This is a genomic window from Bradyrhizobium liaoningense (assembly GCF_018130825.1).
Lineage (GTDB): Bacteria > Pseudomonadota > Alphaproteobacteria > Rhizobiales > Xanthobacteraceae > Bradyrhizobium > Bradyrhizobium liaoningense_B.
This window is the reverse complement of record NZ_JAFCJS010000002.1, coordinates 408,758-427,758: the sequence shown is the minus strand read 5'-3', so window position 1 is coordinate 427,758 and position 19,001 is coordinate 408,758. Positions and strand designations below refer to the sequence as shown.

At 64.9% G+C, this 19,001-nt stretch carries 16 protein-coding genes; 7 read left to right on the top strand and 9 right to left on the bottom strand.

The window, feature by feature from the left end:
- Nucleotides 1-19 precede the first annotated feature (19 nt).
- Nucleotides 20-943, bottom strand: coding sequence for a dihydrodipicolinate synthase family protein (locus JQ603_RS10495; protein WP_212339135.1), 924 nt, complete (start codon nt 941-943; stop codon nt 20-22).
- Nucleotides 944-1,061: 118 nt separating this feature from the next.
- Between JQ603_RS10495 and JQ603_RS10490 the strand changes: the two genes are divergently transcribed.
- Entirely contained in the window at nt 1,062-1,907 is an 846-nt protein-coding gene (locus tag JQ603_RS10490) for an IclR family transcriptional regulator (protein ID WP_212339132.1), read from the top strand.
- Nucleotides 1,908-1,923: 16 nt separating this feature from the next.
- On the opposite strand, the gene rnz is transcribed toward JQ603_RS10490, so the two are convergent.
- The 5 genes from rnz to JQ603_RS10465 form a co-directional block, all read right to left on the bottom strand.
- Nucleotides 1,924-2,826 (bottom strand): ribonuclease Z, encoded by a 903-nt coding sequence (gene rnz, locus JQ603_RS10485; RefSeq protein WP_212339129.1) that lies wholly within the window; start codon nt 2,824-2,826, stop codon nt 1,924-1,926.
- A 52-nt stretch (nt 2,827-2,878) separates the two neighbouring features.
- Nucleotides 2,879-3,862 (bottom strand): antibiotic biosynthesis monooxygenase, encoded by a 984-nt coding sequence (locus JQ603_RS10480; protein WP_212339126.1) that lies wholly within the window; start codon nt 3,860-3,862, stop codon nt 2,879-2,881.
- 15 nt (nt 3,863-3,877) lie between these two features.
- On the bottom strand, nt 3,878-5,275 hold the full coding sequence (gene guaD / locus JQ603_RS10475) for a guanine deaminase (RefSeq protein ID WP_212339124.1): 1,398 nt from the start codon (nt 5,273-5,275) through the stop codon (nt 3,878-3,880).
- 15 nt (nt 5,276-5,290) lie between these two features.
- The gene (locus tag JQ603_RS10470; protein WP_212339122.1) at nt 5,291-6,508 is read right to left on the bottom strand and encodes a multidrug effflux MFS transporter; all 1,218 of its coding nucleotides are present in this window, start codon (nt 6,506-6,508) and stop codon (nt 5,291-5,293) included.
- Between the two features lie 409 nt (nt 6,509-6,917).
- Complete coding sequence (locus JQ603_RS10465; RefSeq protein ID WP_212339120.1) at nt 6,918-7,691, bottom strand: alpha/beta fold hydrolase; 774 nt, start codon at nt 7,689-7,691, stop codon at nt 6,918-6,920.
- Nucleotides 7,692-7,835: 144 nt separating this feature from the next.
- Here JQ603_RS10465 and JQ603_RS10460 point away from each other — a divergent pair, with 144 nt between their 5' ends.
- The 4 genes from JQ603_RS10460 to JQ603_RS10445 all read left to right on the top strand — a co-directional run bounded on the left by JQ603_RS10460 (nt 7,836) and on the right by JQ603_RS10445 (nt 13,216).
- Complete coding sequence (locus JQ603_RS10460) at nt 7,836-8,486, top strand: GntR family transcriptional regulator (protein WP_212339971.1); 651 nt, start codon at nt 7,836-7,838, stop codon at nt 8,484-8,486.
- Nucleotides 8,483-10,012: an aldehyde dehydrogenase gene (locus JQ603_RS10455; protein ID WP_212339118.1), complete on the top strand. Its 1,530-nt coding sequence runs from the start codon at nt 8,483-8,485 to the stop codon at nt 10,010-10,012. Before JQ603_RS10460 ends, JQ603_RS10455 begins: the two co-directional genes overlap by 4 nt.
- Nucleotides 10,013-10,089: 77 nt before the next feature.
- Nucleotides 10,090-11,457 (top strand): MFS transporter, encoded by a 1,368-nt coding sequence (locus tag JQ603_RS10450; RefSeq protein ID WP_212339112.1) that lies wholly within the window; start codon nt 10,090-10,092, stop codon nt 11,455-11,457.
- Between the two features lie 268 nt (nt 11,458-11,725).
- Nucleotides 11,726-13,216: an amidase gene (locus JQ603_RS10445; protein ID WP_433996636.1), complete on the top strand. Its 1,491-nt coding sequence runs from the start codon at nt 11,726-11,728 to the stop codon at nt 13,214-13,216.
- Between the two features lie 197 nt (nt 13,217-13,413).
- On the opposite strand, the gene JQ603_RS10440 is transcribed toward JQ603_RS10445, so the two are convergent.
- Entirely contained in the window at nt 13,414-13,836 is a 423-nt protein-coding gene (locus JQ603_RS10440; protein ID WP_212339096.1) for a hypothetical protein, read from the bottom strand.
- Nucleotides 13,837-13,858: 22 nt separating this feature from the next.
- Nucleotides 13,859-16,045, bottom strand: a complete 2,187-nt coding sequence (locus tag JQ603_RS10435; RefSeq protein WP_212339093.1) for a TonB-dependent receptor — start codon at nt 16,043-16,045, stop codon at nt 13,859-13,861.
- A gap of 163 nt (nt 16,046-16,208) precedes the next feature.
- Here JQ603_RS10435 and JQ603_RS10430 point away from each other — a divergent pair, with 163 nt between their 5' ends.
- A complete protein-coding gene (locus tag JQ603_RS10430; protein ID WP_212339091.1) occupies nt 16,209-16,817 on the top strand; it encodes a TetR/AcrR family transcriptional regulator in 609 nt (202 codons plus the stop codon).
- Nucleotides 16,818-16,848: 31 nt separating this feature from the next.
- On the opposite strand, the gene JQ603_RS10425 is transcribed toward JQ603_RS10430, so the two are convergent.
- Nucleotides 16,849-17,445 (bottom strand): TetR/AcrR family transcriptional regulator, encoded by a 597-nt coding sequence (locus JQ603_RS10425; protein ID WP_212339089.1) that lies wholly within the window; start codon nt 17,443-17,445, stop codon nt 16,849-16,851.
- Nucleotides 17,446-17,645: 200 nt separating this feature from the next.
- Here JQ603_RS10425 and JQ603_RS10420 point away from each other — a divergent pair, with 200 nt between their 5' ends.
- Nucleotides 17,646-18,890 (top strand): efflux RND transporter periplasmic adaptor subunit, encoded by a 1,245-nt coding sequence (locus JQ603_RS10420; protein WP_212339087.1) that lies wholly within the window; start codon nt 17,646-17,648, stop codon nt 18,888-18,890.
- Nucleotides 18,891-19,001: the final 111 nt, after the last annotated feature.

The window sequence follows — 19,001 nt, the reverse complement described above, 5'->3', positions numbered from 1 at the left end:
CTCGTCGCCCGGGCTGATTCTAGACGGTGGCGGCAGCGAACGCCGCGGCATCCGCAAGCAGCTCTTTCGCTTGAGCCGGCGGCAGCGACTCCAGCGGCGGCCGCAGGCGTTGCCATCCGGCATGGCCGGTGCGCTCGGCGACGATCGCCTTCAGCGAGGCCATCTGCGGGAAGCGCGAGACCAGCTCGCGCGCTTTCACGATGCGCGCCTGCGCCGCCTTGAGCGCCGCATCATCGTCGCTGTCGCGAAAATGCTTGTAGACATAGGCAAGGTCGCGCGCGATGAGGTTCGAGGTCGCGGTGATGCAACCCGCCCCGCCCTTGCGCAGCAGCGGCAGGAGCAGCGGATCGGCCCCGACGAGAACCGAAAAGCCCGGGAAGCGCTCGACCATCGCGGTCATGTTGGCGAAGTCGCCGGAGGAATCCTTGATGCCGGTGAAGACGGCCGGATAAGCCTTGCGCAGCCGCTCGATCAGCGCGTGCGAGATCGGCTGCGCCGACATCTGCGGGATGTGATAGAGCACGACCTTGAGCCGGGCATCGCCGATGCGCTGCACGACTTCGCTGTAAGACGCGTAGATGCCGTCGTCGCTGACGCCCTTGTAGTAGAACGGCGGCAGCATCACCACGGTGTCGACGCCGACCGAGAGCGCGTGACGCGTCAGCGCAATGGTCTCGGTGAGCGCGGCGACGCCCGTTCCAGGGAGAAGCCGCTGCGGCGCGATGCCCGCGGCCACCACCGCCTCGAGCAGGGCCATACGTTCGGCCGCGGAAAATGAGTTCGCCTCGCCGGTGGTGCCGAGCAGCGCGATGCCGTCGCAGCCTTTGTCCAGCAAGTAGCGGCAATGCGCGACGAAGCGCGCATGATCGGGGGCGAGCTCGGCGTCGAGGGGCGTCAACGCGGCGGAGAACACGCCATGAGGGTGCAGCGATGATGTCGACAAACTTCCTCCGATCGTCAAATCGATATTGTTCGGAATGCGAACATTTGTTATGATCTGCCTCGTTGGTAAGATCAGGCTGCCGCCGCGTCAAGGGCAGCTGTCGTGGCGGGGCATTCGAATGGCCAAGACCGAGAGCAAGCCTGAGAACAAGGCCACACGGCGCAAACCTGAAGCGGCAGCGAAAAATCCAAAGAATTACGTCGCTTCGGTCGGCAAGGCGTTTGCCGTACTCAAGAGTTTCACCAGCGAGGCCTTCGAGCTCACCCTGAGTGAGATTGCCGCACGGGCCGATCTCGACCGCGGAACCGCGTTCCGGCTGATCCAGACCCTGATCGAGCTCGGCTACCTTCAGGCGGTTCCGCAGAGCCGCCGGTTCCGCCTCGGCGTCGCCTGCCTCGATCTCGGATACACCGTGCTGTCGCACGGGTCCTTGCGGACCATCGTCGAGCCGCTGCTGCGCGAGCTCGTGCCTGCGGTCGGCGATGCGGCCTCGCTCGGCATCCTCGACGGCGGTGATGTGGTCTATCTCGCCCGCGTCGGCGCCGGCCTCGATCGCCACAAGATGGATCGCCGGCCGGGCACGCGCATCCCCGCCTACAGCGCCGCGCTCGGCCACGTGATGCTGGCGCATCTGGCGCGCGACGAGCAGATCTCGCGGCTTGAGTTGCGCCCTCGTGTCAAACTGTCGGAGCGAACGCTCACCGACCTCGATGCCCTGCTCGCCCGGCTCGATCAGGTGAAGAAGAAGGGCCATGCCGTCTCCGACGGCGAGAACGCCTATGGCCTGCGCACGCTGGCAACGCCGATCTTCGACGCCCAGGGTCTGGTGGTCGCCGGACTGAGCGTCACCGTCGATGCGATGCGGATGGACATGCCGTCCTTTCGCGACCGGGCGCTGCCGCGACTGGTGCAGCTGACGAGCCAGGCGCAGGATCTCGCGATCAAGTCGGGATTGTCGAGCTGAACGGGGGTCGCGGCGACTAGATGACCACATGGTCGAAGTCGGCGGCGATCCGGCTGTTTGGAAAGATCCTTGTGGCCTCCGCCCGGATCTCTTCGTCCTCATAGCGTCCCGACATGTGAGTCAGCACCAGCTGGCCAACGTTGTTCGCGGCCGCAAAGGACGCCGCCTCTGCCGCGGTGAGATGGCCGTAATTCCGCGCCGTCGGCGCGTCGCGATCGAGGAACGTTGCCTCGATCACCAGCATATCGGCGTCGGCGACATGCTTGGAGAGTCCATCCGTCGTCTCGGTGTCGCCGATCACGACGAGCTTTTTGCCGCCGCTCGGCGGCCCCAGGACATCTTCCGGATCGATCGTTCGGCCATCGACGACGATTGGCCGTCCCTGCGCCAGCTCGCCGCGCAAGGGACCGTCGGGGACACCGAGCGCCGCGAGGCGATCGGACCGAAGGTGGCGGCGAGCGGGACTCTTGAAGACGAAACCAAAACTGTCGGTGTCGCGGTGGCGGACCGGAAAGCAGTCGACGGTGAAGTCGCCGGCGTCGATGACCTGCCCTTCGCTCAAGGCTGAGAACTCCACCGCAATCGGCGCTCTGCCCGCACCCCATAGCCCTGCGAGAATACGGATGACGATGTCGAGCGTGCCTTCCCCGCCGTGAATGGTCATCACGTCGGAGGTCTGCCGCAAGCCCAGTGTCGAGAACAGGCCGGGGATGCCGAGCACGTGATCGAGATGCGCGTGCGTCAGCAGGATGCGGTCGAGGCGCCGAAAGCCGGCGCCGCTGCGCAGCAGCTGGCGCTGCGTGCCCTCACCGCAATCGACCAGGATGCGCTGGCCCGCCGCCTCCACAAGGAGTGCCGGATGATTACGCTCCGCCGAGGGAACGCTTGCCGAGGTGCCGAGAAATGTCAGGGCGAACATGGTCGTCGATGTCCAGCGACCGTCCCTCTCCGCGACAATACGGTGGACGGCCTCACCGTCCCCAATGCCACGCGAGCAGCAGCGCGTACAGGCCCATCGATGCAGCATAGAGCGCGGCAAGCAGCACATAGCCCGCGATCTGGCGACTGATCGCCGCCTTCGGCGCCACCCACCAGTCGAGCGCCCTGAAGGCGGCGGGCACGAGCCACCAGCCGAGCAGCTGGGTGCTGACGAGGTTGCCGACGAACAGCGACAGCCAGACCGGCACGCCATGGCTGTCGATCAGCGGATGGCTGATGAAATAGCCCCAGAGATAGACCACGGGATAAAGCACCAGCAGAACGATGAGGTTGCTCTTCCAGATGAAGCCAGGTCCTTGCTCGGGGGCCTGCGTCTTGCCGGCGGGGAACCAGAAATTGAAGCCGTAGCTCGCCCGCTTCACATTCATGCCGGCGTTGAAGCGCGCGCCCTCCTTCAGCAGCGTCTGCCGCAACGGCGAGTCGAGCCAGGCATTGAGATTGGCATCGCTGTCGAACGACAGGATGATGATCCACTCGTCATGCAGGCCCGGAATCGGCCGCTCGATCTTGTGGCGCAAAAACCCCTTGAACTCGGCCTCGGCGGCCTGGATGCGCTGCTGCCATTTGAGGAAGGCGTCGTCGAGCCCATCAGGGACCTTGAACGAGATCACGGCGGAGACTGCATTGTCGCGCTGAACACCGGTGTCGGGCAGGATATGAACATCCTCCGAGCCGACGAAGAAGCGTTGCACGTCCGCGATCAGCTTCGCCCGCACCTCGCTCTGGAGCCAGGCGCGCGCGGCGGCCGGGCTCGCAAAGCGCAGGATCGTCACCCAGTCCACATGCGCCGGCGGCTGCGGCGGAACCACCTCCTGGCCGAGGAAACCTGGCCAGGTCTTGAGCACCTCGCCGACCTCGCCGTTCCAGCGTGCGAACGCGGCAAAGCCGTCGTCCGTGATGCGGCGCTGGATGACGAGGGCGACCGGCTGGCCGGCTGTGTCGGGAGATGTGCTCATCGGCGGCCGTCCGCTTCAGCTCTTCTTGTAGAGACGCTTGCCCATCACCCAGGTCTCGTCGACGCAGCGGTCGTCGCCGACCATCATGACGGCGAACAGCATGCTCGCGGCCTCGTCCATCGTGCGCGGGCCGGCGCCGTCGGCGATCAGCGACTGATGCCAGGGTTGTGCGAGCTGGCCACCGTTCGGATCGAGTGCGACGAAATCAGCCTCCTTGCCGGGCTCGAAATTGCCGAGCTTGTCGTCGATGTAGAGGCCTTCGGCACCGCCGAGCGTGATCGACCAGAAGCCGCGATAGGGCGAGAGCTTGTTGCGCTCGGCCTCGGCAAGGTCCTTGCGCGCGGGATCGATGCTGCCGTCGAGCAGCGTGTTGTTGCACATGCCGACCTTGTAGGCGTCGTCGAGCACGGAGATCATCGAGAAGCGGTTGCCGCCGCCGACGTCGGTGCCGAACGACATCTTCACGCGATGCTCGGGATCGGTGGCGCGGCCGAGGCGGAACAGGCCGCTGCCGAGGAACAGGTTCGAGCACGGGCAGAACACCACCGCCGCACCCTTCTTCGACATGCGGCGGAACTCGTTGTTGGAGAGATAGACACCGTGGCCGCCGGAGAATTTCGGCCCGACCAGGTCGAACTTCTCATAGACGCCGAGATAGTCCTGGCAGTCCGGATGCTCGACCAGCACGCCGGTGCATTCGGCCGGGTTCTCGGAGATGTGGGTGTTGACCCAGCAATCCGGATGCTCGTGCTTGAGGCGCTGACACGCCTTGAGCAGCTCCGGCGAGGCGCCGAAGGCGAAGCGCGGCGTGATGGCGTAGAGGTTGCGGCCCTTGTTGTGATACTGCGCGATCAGCCGCTTGCTGTCGCGATAGAAATTCTCGGGGGTATCGATGAAATCGGCCGGCGCGTTGCGATCGATGCCGGTGAGGCCCGCGATGACGCGCATGTTGCGCCGGCTCGCTTCCTCGAACAGCTCTTCGGTCGAGACCGGCGAGGAGCTTGTGAAGGCCTGGCAGGTGGTGGTGCCGCCGGCGAGCAACGCGTCGAGGAAACGCTTCACGCCCTCGCGCGCGTAGTTGCGATCCCGGTATTTGAGCTCTTCCGGATAGACCCACTTCTGCAGCCACGGCAGGAGCTGCTCGCCATAGGCGCCCAGCACCCGGGTCTGCGGCAGATGAATGTGGCCGTCGATGAAGCCGGGGACGATGATGCGGTCCTTGATATGGGTGACCTCGACGCTCGGATGCGCGGCGGCGATCTTGTCATAAGGACCGAACGCCTTGATCACGCCGTCCGAGACGACCATGAGGCCGTCCTGGTGAAAGCGCGCGGCCGCCTGCTCGTTGCCGACGTGCTTCCAGGGGTCGTCGACGAAGTCGAAGAACGTGCCGCGAATACCAACAGTGGCCATGATCTGGTTCCTTCCTTAAGGTTGTGTGGCCTGCCGCGCCGAGGGCAGCGAGATCGCAAGCAGCGCGCCCGCGACGGCGCACAGGCCGAGATAGAGCCATCCGATCGGCGCCTGCGTCGCCTCGGGCAGCACCGCCGCGATCGCCATGGCGCCGCTGACGGCGAGATAGCAGAGCGCGCTGATGAGGCCGCCGATCAGGCCGTGGTCGCGCTCGAACAGGCCGAGCGCCATGCCGTACATCATCGGGCACAGCACGCCGCAGCCGCCGAGCACCAGCGCGCCGCCGATCGTGATCGACATGAAATCGAGACCGAGGGTCATGCCTGTTACGGTCAGGACCGCGGCACCGGCGAGGAATAGCGCGAAGGCGCCGAAGCCCATCACGCGGGCCGGCATGAAGCGCGCGAAATGCGCGCAGCCGAGCTCGCCGGCGAGATTGACGCCGCCGAGGCCGAGCGCGACGAGGCCGTAGATGGCAGCGGAATAGCCGAGGCCGGTCTGGTAGAAGAACGGCGCGACGACGCCGAATGCCAGCTGCGCGCTGGCTGCCGCTGCAAACACCAGCACGAAGGCGAGGAAGCCCGGACGCACGAGTGCATCACGCAGGATGCCGGCGGTGCGGCGCGGATCGAACGGCGCGCGGCGCTCGGCCGACAACGTTTCGGGCAGGAGAAATACGACGATCGCGGCGGCGATGGCCGCTGCGATGGCAATGACGACGAAGACGCCGCGCCACGAGGTCAGCTCGACGATGAAGCCGCCGGCGGCCGGCGCCAGCACCGGCGCAAGCCCCCACGCCGCGCCAAGCAGACCGGAGATCGCGGTGAGCTCGCGGCCGCGGAAACAATCGGCGGCGACCGCATAAGCGACGACGAGACAGGTGCAGCCGCCGATGCCTTGCAGGAAGCGCAAGCCCAGCAGCAGCGAGGCGCTGGTGGCGAGCGCGCAGGCGATGCTCATCGCGATCAGCACCGAGAGCCCTGCGAGCAGGACGTTGCGGCGGCCGAGCGTGTCCGAGGCGATGCCGACCGGCACCAGCGCCAAGCTCATGCCGAGCATGTAGGCGGTGACGGTGTTCTGCATCGACGCCGCGTCGGCGGCGAGATCCACCACCATTTGCGGCAGGCCGGGCGTATAGGCATCGAGCGGAATCTGGCTGAATGGAACGACGCACAACAGGATCGGCACGATCCCAGCCCTCGCGCGACCGGCGTCCGAAGCAAGTGCAGTCATGGCTTACGCCCCCTCGATGCCCGCGGGTCCTGTCTTTTCGTGCGCACAATGAGAGGCGACGATGCAGGTTGCGGATATTGACGCGCGGAGCGTGCCAGAACTGTGTGTAAAAACTCTTAGGGGTGGCCGTGTCGATACGGACGTTGACGGCTGACGTTCCGCCCCGGGGAACCTTCAAACAAAAAATGCGAAAACGACCCCATGCACAGTACAAATCATTGAGGAATTTCGCGCGGCATGGCGCGAGCCCGACGTGCACGGGCGTTTGACACGTCGGGCAAAACAGACGCCGGATCGCACGAGGGCCGGTCGAGTGTTCGCCGCCGAGCCGCTCCCGTTAACTCTTCGGAAGGCATCGCTGCTTCGAACGCAAGGCGCTTTCGTTCCGGTGCCGGGTGCAAAGCGCCGATCAGAGCAGGAAGCCCTCGAGCGCTTCGAGAAACTGCCACGGCGCCTGAAGCTGCGGCACGTGTGCGCAACCCGGAATGATCTTCAGTTCGGCGCGCGGCAATCCGGCGGCCAGCTCATGCGACATCGGCGGAGGCGTCGCCTCATCGTGCTCACCGACCAGAACGAGCACTGAAACCTTCACCGCGGCAAGCTCAGTGCGGAGATCCAGGCTCGCCAACGCGGCGCACGCGGCGCGAAATACATCGGGATCCGTCCGTAGGAACGCTGCACGGCGATCCTGCATCAGTTCCGGATGCTGCGCCTGAAACTCGGGCGCGAACAGCCGACGCATCGCGACCTCGGTGATGGCCTCGAGCCCCTTCTCACGCGACACCTTCGCCATGTTGCGAAACGCCTCGCGGCCGGGCTCCGAGAACGCCGCACCGCTGTCGGCGAGAACGAGCTTGCTCGCGATCTCAGGATGCCGGATCGCCATCTGCAAGGCGACGAAGCCACCGTAGCCATTGCCGAGCACGATCGCCGGCGCACCGCCCGCGGCGTCTTTGACAGCCTCTGCCATCCGGTCCGCGACCGCAGCAAGGCCGCCTTCGACCGCGCGTGAGCGGCCGAACCCCGGCAGCTCCGGCACGATGGTGCGAAACGATGTCTCGAGCTCCGGCACGATCGCATCAAAGCTCGCGCGATCCGACAACAGCGAGTGGAACAGGAACAGCGGCGGCCCCTCGCCCGATTGCGCGGCGTTGACGGTCCCGTTGGCTAGAAGCCTGTCCATGTGCGGTCTTTCCCTAACTTCATTGCCCGTTCGCGTGCCCCGAAGGCCCCGACTGATAAATCAACTGTCAGGGAATTCAAGCATTTGGCACTTGACCTGAAATATCACGATTGAGATATTGAGGCCAAGGAGCCAAGAGAAATGATGCTTTTGCGTGAAAATATCTACGATCGTCTCAGATCTGATATTTTAGCATGTCGGTTTGCGCCAGGCGATGAAATGCGCGAGCAGGACCTCGCCGAGCGCTATGACGTGAGCCGGCAACCGGTCCGGGATGCACTACTGAGGCTGCAGCGCGAGCACCTCGTCACGGTGCAGCCGCGCCAGGGCTACCGGGTCACGCCGATCTCACTCTCGGATGCCCACGACCTTCTGCGCTTCCGTCTTGCTCTGGAGCCGGCCTGCGTCGCCGAAGCCATCGAGAGCGCGCCCGACAGCGTCTTGAAGTCGCTCGACGAATTCCGCCGCTTCTCCGGCAACCACGAGGATTTCATCGCCTACAACCGCGGCTTCCACACCGCGCTCGCCCATGCGTCCGGAAATCGCCGCATGGCGACGGCGCTGTGCGACCTGATCGGTCAGGCCGACCGGCTGGTCCGCGTCAGCATCTCCAATCTGAAGGGCCACGACCCGGCGAAGCTCGTTGCCGAGCACGTCGCCCTGATCGACGCCATGCAGCAGCGCCAGACGCGAACCGCCGCGCGCATCATCAAGGCCCATATCGGAGCTACCGAAAAACGCGTTCTGCCGGCGCTCAAGCGCAATGCCGTCATCGTGGAAGAGAGGTCGTCATGAACATCCCGTCAAAACCCGCGTCGATCGACGTCGAAATCCACGGCAATTTCATCGATGGGCGTGAAGTCGAAGCCGGCAACGGCGCGATGCTTGATGTCCGCAATCCCGCCACCGGCGACGTGATCGCCCGCATTCCCAATTCCACCGCCGAAGACATCGACCGCGCCATGAAAAGCGCGCGCGCCGCGTTCGAAGGCGAGGCCTGGGGCGGCATGGACACGCGCGCGCGGGCGAGGCTGGTCAACAGGCTCGCCGATGCGTTCGAGGCCAATCTCGACAGCCTGTACCGGCTGGAGACCCTCAACAACGGCCGCCCGGTCAACGAGACCCGCGCCCAGCTCTCCCGCCTGCCCGATTTCTTCCGCTACTTTGCCGGCGTCGCGCTGTCGCGCCGCGACTCCGTGATCCCCGTCGAAGGCGCTTATCTGAACTACACGCTCCGCACTCCGATCGGCATCGTCGCCAACTGCACGCCGTTCAATCACCCACTGATGATCCTGTGCAAGTCGCTCGCCGTGGTGCTGGCGACCGGCTGCGTCACCGTGGTCAAGCCGTCCGAATACACGCCGCTGACCACGCTGAAGCTGGCCCAGATCTTCACCGAAGCGGGCCTTCCGCCCGGCGTCTTCAATATCGTCCTCGGCCTCGGCCAGAGCGCGGGCAAGATGCTGGCCGAACACTGCGACATCAACAAGCTGGTCCTGACCGGTGGCACCGAGGCCGGCCGCATCGCCGGCAGCGCAGCCGCAAAGGTGTTTGCGCACCAGACCATGGAGCTCGGCGGCAAGACGCCGGTGATGGTGTTCGACGATTTCGACGTCGACCGCGCCGTCAACTATGCCGCGTTCGGTGCTTTCATCGGCGCCGGTCAGACCTGCGTCTGCGCCTCGCGCCATCTGGTCCAGGCCTCGATCTATGACGAATTCGTCGAGAAGCTGCAGGCCAAGACCCGCACGATCCGCGTCGGCGATCCCTTCGATCCCAGCACCCAGATGGGTCCGGTGATCTCGGCCAGGCAGCGCGACCGCGTTCTCGCCTACGCAGGCTATGGTCACGCCGATGGCGCGCGTCTTGTCACCGGCGGCGTTGCCGCAAAGGTGCCGGGCCATGACAACGGCTATTTCGTCGAGCCGACGGTGTTCGCCGACGTCAAATCCGACATGCGGATTTTTCAGGAAGAAGTGTTTGGTCCGTTCACCTCGGTGACACCGTTCAAGGATGAGGCCGAGGCGCTGCGGCTTGCCAACGACTCGCCGTTTGGCCTGGCCGCCGCCATCCGCACCCGCGACGTCGCCCGCGCGCACCGCGTCGCCGCAAACGTCAAGGCCGGCATCGTCTGGATCAACGATCATCACCGGCTCGACCCCGCTTCGCCCTGGGGCGGCGTCGACGATTCCGGCATTGGCCGCGAATGCGGCACCGAGAGCTTCAACGACCATTTCAACACCAAGAGCGTGATGGTCGCGACCCACGAGCAGCCGTTCGACTGGTATCGCGACACGGCCAATCAGAAGCGACTGAACTAGCAGAGACCAGAAGCAGCTCACCGCCCACAGAAGGCGGGCCGCATCAACCAGAACAACAGTCAAGGGAGAGAGCGTCAATGTCGACATCGGTGAACGCAGGCGGCCGTCTCGATCGGCTGCCGATCGGACCATTCCATCGCCGCATCATGCTGCTGATCGGCATCGGCATGTTTTTCGATGGTTTCGACATCTACATCGCCGGGACCGTGCTCAGCGTGACGCTGAAGACCGGCTTTTCGACGCTCGCCCAGAACGCAGCGTTCATCTCGGCGACCTTCGTCGGCATGATGCTGGGATCGTTCGGCACCGGCTTCCTCGGCGACCGCTATGGACGCCGCTTCACCTATCAGTTCAATTTGCTACTCTTCGGCCTTGCCTCCCTCGCCGCGGCGTTCTCGCCGAACATGGCGTTCCTGATCGCCTGCCGCTTCGTGATGGGCGTTGGCTTAGGGGCGGAGAACGTCGTCGGCTATTCGACGATGACGGAATTCGTGCCCGCCCGCACCCGCGGCAAATGGCTCGGCTTCACCACCGTGTGCGTCGTCACCGGCCTGCCCGTGGCGCTGCTCGTCGCATCCGTGCTGGTGCCGCAATTCGGCTGGCGCTCGATGTTCGTGCTCGGCGGCGTCGGCGCCCTCGTCGTCTGGTATATGCGCAAGTCGCTGCCGGAATCGCCGCGCTGGCTGGAAGCGGTGGGACGCACCGCAGAAGCGGAAGCGCTGATGCTGGCCATCGAGAAGGAGGCGGCGCAGGGCCAGCCCCTGCCCGCTCCCGCGCCTGTCACGTCAGCCCCGGTCGCGGCCGATCTCGGCACGCTGTTCACCACGCCCTTGCTGTCGCGGATGATCGTCGGCTCGGTCTGCCTGATCACGATCAACACGCTGCTCTACGGCTTCGTGACGTGGCTGCCCGTCTTCTTCGTCAAGCAGGGCCTCTCGATTGCGACTTCGTTCGGCTATTCACTGCTGATGGCGCTCGGCGCGCCGATCGGCTCGGCCATTGGCGCATTGACCGCCGACCGCTGGGGCCGCAAGCCGACCATCATCGGCGCGTCGCTGATCACGGTGGCCTTGGGCATCCTCTACCCCATGATCTCGGATCCGATCCTGCTGCCGGCCGTTGGCTTTGCGCTGACGGTGCCGATTTACGTCCTGGTCGCCCTGCTGTTCGGCATCTACATCCCCGAACTGTTTCCGACCGAGGTCCGCCTGCGCGCCTCCGGCATCGTCAACACGCTGGGGCGCGGCGCCACGATCATCACGCCGTTCCTCGTCGTGTCGCTGTTCGAGTCGCGCGGCGTCGCCGGCGTGATGGCACTGATGATCGGCCTTTTGGTGGTGCAGATCATCACGGTCTGGGCGCTGGGCATCGAGCCGCGGCATCGCAGTCTCGAGGAGCTCAAGGCGGAGGAATCGGCGGCGCCGGTCCTCAAGGAAGCCTCCTGAGAGGCTGCCGGACGAGCACGGCCTGCATGGTTCGAGACGCCCGCTTCGGCGGGCTCCTCACCATGAGGGTCTGATATCTTGCCACAAAACGCGACCTCATCCTGAGGGCCCGCCGAAGGCGGGCGTCTCGAAGGATGCGCCACAGCCCCGTAGCCCGGATGGAGCGATAGCGTAATCCGGGTCCTGCATCCGTGTCGGGACATGTCCCGGATTGCGCTGCGCTCCATCCGGGCTACAAGGTCTCGGCCGGGATACAATGGAGCGCGCGATGACTGCAGACGCCACTGACCTGAACTACGGCTCGATCGGCGAACTTCTGAGCGCTCTGCGCGCGCGCAAAATATCTGCGTCAGAGCTACTCGCGCACACCGTCGCGCGCATCGAGGCACTGGACGGGCGGATCAACGCGATCATCGTTCGCGATTTCGATCGCGCCAGAGACGCCGCCCGCGCCGCCGATGCCGCGCTTGGCCGCGGTGAGCGGTTGCCGTTGCTCGGCATTCCCGTGACGTTGAAGGAACCGTTCAACGTCGTCGGCCTGCCGACGACATGGGGCTTTCCGCATTTCAGGGATTTTCAACCAAAGGAAGATGCTCTCGTCGTCGCTCGGTTGAAGGCGGCGGGCGCCGTCATCATCGGCAAGACCAACATCCCGATCGGGCTGCGGGATTTCCAGAGCTACAACGAGATCCATGGGACCACGAACAACCCGTGGGACCTTGACCGCTCGCCCGGCGGCTCCTCGGGCGGATCGGGCGCGGCGCTGGCCGCAGGATTCGGTCCGCTCTCGATCGGCTCGGATATCGGCGGCTCGATCCGGGTGCCCTCGCATTTCTGCGGCGTGTTCGGACACAAGCCGAGCCTCGGCCTGGTCCCGCTGCGCGGATATAGTTTGCCTCCGGCACCGCCCGTCCCCGGCCAGGGCGATCTCGCTGTCGTCGGGCCGATGGCGCGCACCGCCTCGGACCTTGCATTGTCGCTCGACGTGATTGCCGGCCCGGACGAGACGCGCGACGGCATCGGCTATCGCCTTGCGCTGCCCGCGCCGCGACATGACCAGCTCAAGGATTTCAGAATCCTCGTGATCGACACCCACCCGCTGATGCCGACGGGTGGCGCCGTGCGTTCGGCCATTGGACGATTAGCCGAACGGCTCGAACGATCAGGGGCGCTGGTGGCGCGCTCAAGCGCAGCGCTGCCGGATCTTGCCGAATCTGCGCGGCTTTACATGAAGCTGCTCAACGCCGCGCGCAGTCCGCGCCTGACACCGGCCGCACTCGCAGAGGTGCAAGGACTTGCCGCAGCCCTCGCGCCCGATGACCGGAGCCTGCAGGCCGAGCGCGCCCGCGGCTGGGGCATGATCCATCGTGAATGGCTGGCGACCGATGCGGCCCGCCTGCAGCTGCAGCAGCGGTGGCAGCACTTCTTCCGCGAATTCGACGCCGTGATCTACCCGGCCGCCGCCGTGCCGGCATTTCCGCACGATCATTCCGAACCGTTCGATGCGCGGCAGCTCGACATCGATGGCAAGCTCTATAACTACTCCGACGCCTGCTTCATCTGGGCGGACCCCGCTTCGACCTGCGGATTGCCGGCGACCGCCGTCACGATCGAGCGCACGCAGTCAGGCTTGCCGGTCGGCGTCCAGATCATCGGGCCGTATCTCGAGGATCGGACGACGATTGCGTTGGCCGGACTGATCGAACGCGAGTTCGGCGGATTCGTCCCGCCGCCTTCGCTGTCTTTCGCCCAATCCTGACCGTCATGATCCGGCGCCATCGGCGAATGCGCGGAATGTCGATGGAAAGCAGCGAGAGCGCGGCCGGCAACAGCACGAATCCGGCCGGTGGAAGCATTCCGCGCACAAGCAGAGCGACACCAAGGGCAATACGGATTCCGCGCCGCCTCGGAATGCGCAGACGCCGCTTGCCGATGCGCAGATATGACGGGGCCGCGTCAATCGCCTTCGACATCGTCGGGCACGGACAGTCCGGCGAGCGCGAGAGCCGCAAGACGTTCCGCCTCCTCGCGCGTCGCTGCGATACGAAAACGTATTCCCAATGCCGCAGCGAGCCCCTTGCCCTGCGCACGTTTGGCGCGGCGGGTCGCCATGTCCCGCTCCACGCTGAAGATGCCCACGCATCTCTCGGCCAATCGCGCCTTGTTCGCCTTCAGGAACAGGGCTCGCAGCTTCTGGTCCTCGTGATCCTCGTCCTCGGCGGAGTTTGGAAACACCAGGGCGAATGCTTGCCCCTGGCTCAACAAGGCATCGAACTCCTTGACCCAGGTCGGACCGTAACCGCGCGGCAGCGCGCGCCCGAACAAGACGACCAGCGGAAAGCGGGACACGTCATGCAGCGTGAATTCATCGGGCTTCATCTCAATCCTCCGGGAAGCAGCGCTAGAACCGCGACGTCGCGCCCAGGCCGACGATCCGCCCCTGCCCGACGCGGACCGACTGAACCGTCCCAAAGCTCTGGCCGAACGTCTCGTAGCGCTCATCGAGCAAATTGTTGGCGAACAGATAGGCTTCGAAATTGCTCACCTTCCAACCCATCCGGCCGTTGACGACGCCGTAGGACGCAAGATCGAAACTGTTGGCGACATCGGCGGCGCGCGCTCCGACGAACTGATAATTTCCGCGGACGTAGACATCGCCGTTCAAGCGAAACGCTGCGGCCGACACCTGGTATTGAAAGCCGACATTGGCAGTGACCGGCGCAACGTTCGGGACGCGCCCGCCGTTCTTCGCCCCGGTGGCGCTGCCTGCGGGAACGTTGACGAGTTCGGCATGGGTGAGGCCGATGCCGCCGGACAGATCGAGGTTCGGGGTCACGCGCAAGCTGGCTTCGAGCTCGCCACCCCAGGATTGATAGTCGAGCGCGGCGATCGTGAACGATGCCGAAGGCACGTCGAAGACCACCAGGTGCCCGTTCTTGACGTCGTTGAAGAAGGCGGCGCCGGTGAATTTCAGGCGGCGATCGAGGAGCTCGGATTTGAAGCCGGTCTCGTATGTCCAGCTCGTCGAGGCGGCGAACGGGACTTCCGGCTTGCCCAGGGGATTGTTGACTGAGTTTGCAGGAAAGCCGCCGGTGACGTAACCGCGGGCGACTGTGGCGTAAGTCATGACCTCCGGCGCCCAGTCGTAGCTCAGGCCGGTGCGCCCCGTGAGAAAATCATCGCTCAGCTTGAGGTCCTGGGCATAGCCCGGAACCGTGCCGGGCGTGCCGACACCGAGATAACGATAGGCCGCCGCCTTGTCTTCGTGCGTTGCGCGCAGCCCGAGGACGCCTTTCAACGCGCCCACCAGCGGCACCGTCACTTCTCCGAATCCGGCGTAGCTGTTGGTGACGAAGCTGTTGTCACGAATTCCGGTTGCGGTCGCATAGGCAGGCGTGACCGATCGCGTGTCGCTGTTGAGCTCGACTTCGGTTCGATAGAGGTTGAGGCCTGTGGTCCAGCTGACAGCGCTTCCCTGCGGCGCAGACAGGCGCAGCTCCTGCAGCCATGTGCTCTCGCCAATTCCGACCTTGGCCAGATCCGCCCCGGGCGTGGAGAAGAAGGCGGCGGGCAAGCCAGTGAGTTTGGCGAAGACAAGCGAGTCGGTCAGATCGGATCGCTGGAACGAATTGGTCCGCTGAAAATTCGACACGGAATCGAAAATGACCGGCCCGAAATCGTGTCTGACCTTCAGATTGTAATTCTGGCCCTCGCGGTCGACTTCATTGCGCGGGTTCACCGCGCTGACGGGGAAGTTCGGCGCCCCGCGCAGCAGCCAGCGCGGCATCGTGTCGTCGTCCTTGCTGTAGGATGCGCTGAAGGTGACGGTGGTTCGGTCCGTCGGCTTGTAGAGCAGGCTGCCGCGAAATGCCCCGATCTGCGTCGCGGCATCGTTGCCACCGAGCAGGATGTTGGGCACGTCGCCGTTGAAATTTGCGTAGCGCATGGCGATCCGGCCTGCGAGCACGTCCGAGATCAGGGGCGCATTCGCAATCAGCTCGCCAAGCGCATATCCCTTGGTGCCGACTTCGCCCGTGAGCGAAAACGCGCGGTCGAAAGTCGGCAGCCGCGAGACGATGTTGACGGCGCCCCCTTGGGAATTGCGGCCGAACAACGTGCCCTGCGGCCCTCGCAACACCTCCACGCGCTCGGTGTCGAGAAGATTTGGCGCGATGCCGTAGACCGACTGCGGGGCATCGTCGACATAGAAGACGACGGAGGTGTCGTCCGGCGAGACCGGCGAGAACGATCCGACGCCACGGATGTTGGCGAGGTTCGAAGCCTGACCGCCGAGATCGACGAAATTGAAGTTCGGCACGCTCCGGGCAAGATCGGCGTTGGAGCGGGTCTTCGAGATGTCCTCCAGTTTCGCGCCGGTCACCGCCGTCACGCTGACCGGCACTTCGGTTTCGATTTCCGGCCGTTTGCGGGCTGTCACCGTGGCTGCGACCGGGGCCGGCGGACGCGGCGCAACCCGGGCACTGCTGCTCCTCTTCTTCTTGGCCGGCGCGTCAACAGACACCGCCGGAAGTTCGACCGACTGCTGCGCCAGGGCGCCGTCCAGCGGCAATCCGAATGCCGTCACCATAATCGCAGCTCGCGAAACGCATCCGAGCTGACCACCGCTTCCCAACCCCAACCACATATTTCCCACGCAATTCCAAATACTGACTGGTTGACCAGTCAACACTGGCTGCTTGACCAGTCAATATAAAATTCGTAAGCGATTTAGAATAGTTAGAAGGTAGCAGATGAGCCCACGCCGGTCCCCCAACTCCCCTGTCGCCGGCCGTGAGGCGATCCTCGCCGCAGCGCGCACGGAGTTTGCGAAGTCGGGGTTTCACGGCACGCGGATGCGCGACATCGCGGAGCGCGCGAAGGTGTCCCAGGGGCTGCTGCACCACCATTTTCAAAGCAAGGAAGAGCTCTGGAATATCGTCGGCGAACAGGCCTCCGGCGAGTTTCTCGCCTATGTGGGCGACGCGATCTCCCCTGAGCCGCTCGATGCACAGTCAATTCCAACCGCGCTCAGAACTTACCTGCGGTATTGGCGCGAGCATCCGGAAGCGTTCCGGATCAACCTTTGGCGCCAGCTCGACGGTCCGAGCGACGAGCGCAAATCGCGCTCTCGCCGGCTGAGCGAAAAAGCGGTCCCGCTATTCATGAGAGCGCAGCAGGCCGATCTCTTGCGCCGCGATTTGCCTACCGGCCTCGTGTTTTGTGCCGCCGGCGCCCTCGTGCAATTCTGGCTGCACAGCCGCGTCGAGCTTCAGGACGCGATCGAGATCGGTGGAGCCGAGATGCTTGACGACGATCAGTTCGTCGAAAGCATCATGAAGCTCATAGGCGGCGCGAAGTGATCGCGCCACGACGCTGATATCGCTTTTCAATTCAGCCCGACTGCGCCTCGACCGCCTGCACGGCGACATCAGCCACCTGTCGCAGCGCTTCGCGGTCCGCGCCTGACGACGCCATCACGCCCATGCCGACGGACACCGCAGAGACATAGCGCGCGAGCGCGGCGGGATCCGACGTCGGCTTGAGATCGCCTTCGGCCTTGGCCCGAATGAAACGATCGCGGAGCTGGTCCTCGTTCTGGGCTCTCCGGGCGGCGAGCTCGAAGGGGACGTTCTCGGAGCCGGTGCCGCAGGCGATGCCGCCCTGCACGAGCAGGCAGCCGGGCGGATTGGCGGGATCGGTCTGCTTGTCGGCGATGCCCATCAGCATCCGCTCGGCGACCTCGCGGGCGGTTGGGGCAGCAACCACCTCGTCCATCCAGGCGCCGCGCAGCTTGGTGTAACGATCGAGCGCGGCCTTCAGCAGGCCTTCCTTGTTGCCGAAGCAGGCATAGAGGCTCGGCGGGTTGATGCCCATGGCCTCGGTGAGCTGAGCAATCGTGGCGCCCTCATAGCCATGGCGCCAAAACACTTCCATCGCCTGGTCCAACGCCACATCGGCATCGAATTCGCGGGGGCGTCCCATGCCCATGTCTTCAGTCTCCTCACAATCGGCGCTTCGCCCCAATCAACGCTCGATGCTATCTAATTGTTCTCGCTTTATTTTCTCTTTCGCCTTCCCATTCTTGCGGTAAGCGGCTACAATTTTCTTAGCGAACGGTACATAAGTATCTTGCGCTGCGATATCCAGCTCCACATCTGTAGTGAACACTACATATCTGGAGCGCGCAAATGCCCCCCTCCCAAAATACCTTCCGCGCCGGCCGTATCCGCCGCCTTCTCGGCGGCGTCGCCATCGTGGGCGCCCTCGCCGTAGCCGGCTCGATCGCGACCGGCCACTACTTCCGTGCCGCGCAGGCAACCGCAACGGCGGCCGCTGCTGAACAAGCCGTCCCCGTCACGGTCGCACTGATCGAACCCAAGCAGACCGTGCTGTGGGATGATTTCTCCGGCCGGCTCGAGGCGATCCAACGCGTCGAGCTGCGCCCGCGCGTTGCCGGTGCGATCCTCTCCACCAACTTCACCGAAGGCGCGCTGGTGAAGGCCGGCGATGTGCTGTTCAAGATCGACCCGGCGCCTTATGCAGCCGAGGTCGACAAGGCCGCCGCCCAGCTCGAGGCTGCGAAAGCGCGCGTCGTGTTCACCCAGAGCGAGCTCGAGCGCGGTGCGCAGCTCGTCGGCAACGCCGTGGTCACCCGGCGTGACTATGACCAGCGCGACAACGCCAATCGCGAAGCGATCGCCAACGTCAAGGCGGCCGAAGCGACGCTCCAGACCGCAAAGCTCAATCTCGACTACACCGAGGTGCGCGCACCGGTGGACGGACGCGTTGGCAAGATCGAGGTCACCGTCGGCAATCTCGTCGCCGCCGGCACCGCCTCCCCCGTGCTGACCTCGCTGGTCTCGGTCAACCCGATCTACGCGTCCTTCGATGCGGATGAAGAGGTCGTGCTGCGCGCACTGAACTCGATCGCAGATAGCACCGGCCAGCGCGGCAAGCTCGACCAGATCCCGGTGGAGATGGCGACTTCAGGCGGTCTCTCGGCGAAAGGCCACATCCAGCTCATCGACAACCAGGTCAACGGCCAGAGCGGCACGATCCGCGTCCGCGCGGTGTTCAAGAACGAGGACGGGCGTCTCATCCCCGGCCAGTTCGCCCGCGTGCGCATGGGCCAGCCGAAGCAGCAGACCTTGGTGATGATCGACGAGCGTGCGATCGGCACCGACCAGGACAAGAAGTTCGTGATGGCGGTCGGCGACGACAGCCGCGCGGTGTACCGGCCGATCACGCTCGGCGGCGCGGTCGATGGTCTTCGCATCGTCACCACGGGCTTGAAGCCCGGCGACCGCATCGTCGTCAACGGCTTGCAGCGCGTGCGTCCCGGCGCCCTCCTCAAGACGGAGATCGCACAGATGGGCGCGCGCGGGCCGCAGCAGGCGTCGAACCACAGCAATCAGGACGTAGTGCAACGTTAGTTACGTCCTTCCGGGCCGCGCATCATGCGAGCCCGGAAGGACGACGTCATAGACCGACCAAGACAACACTTCTCGATTCCGGGCGCGGGCTCAGCCGCCTTCCGGACTAAC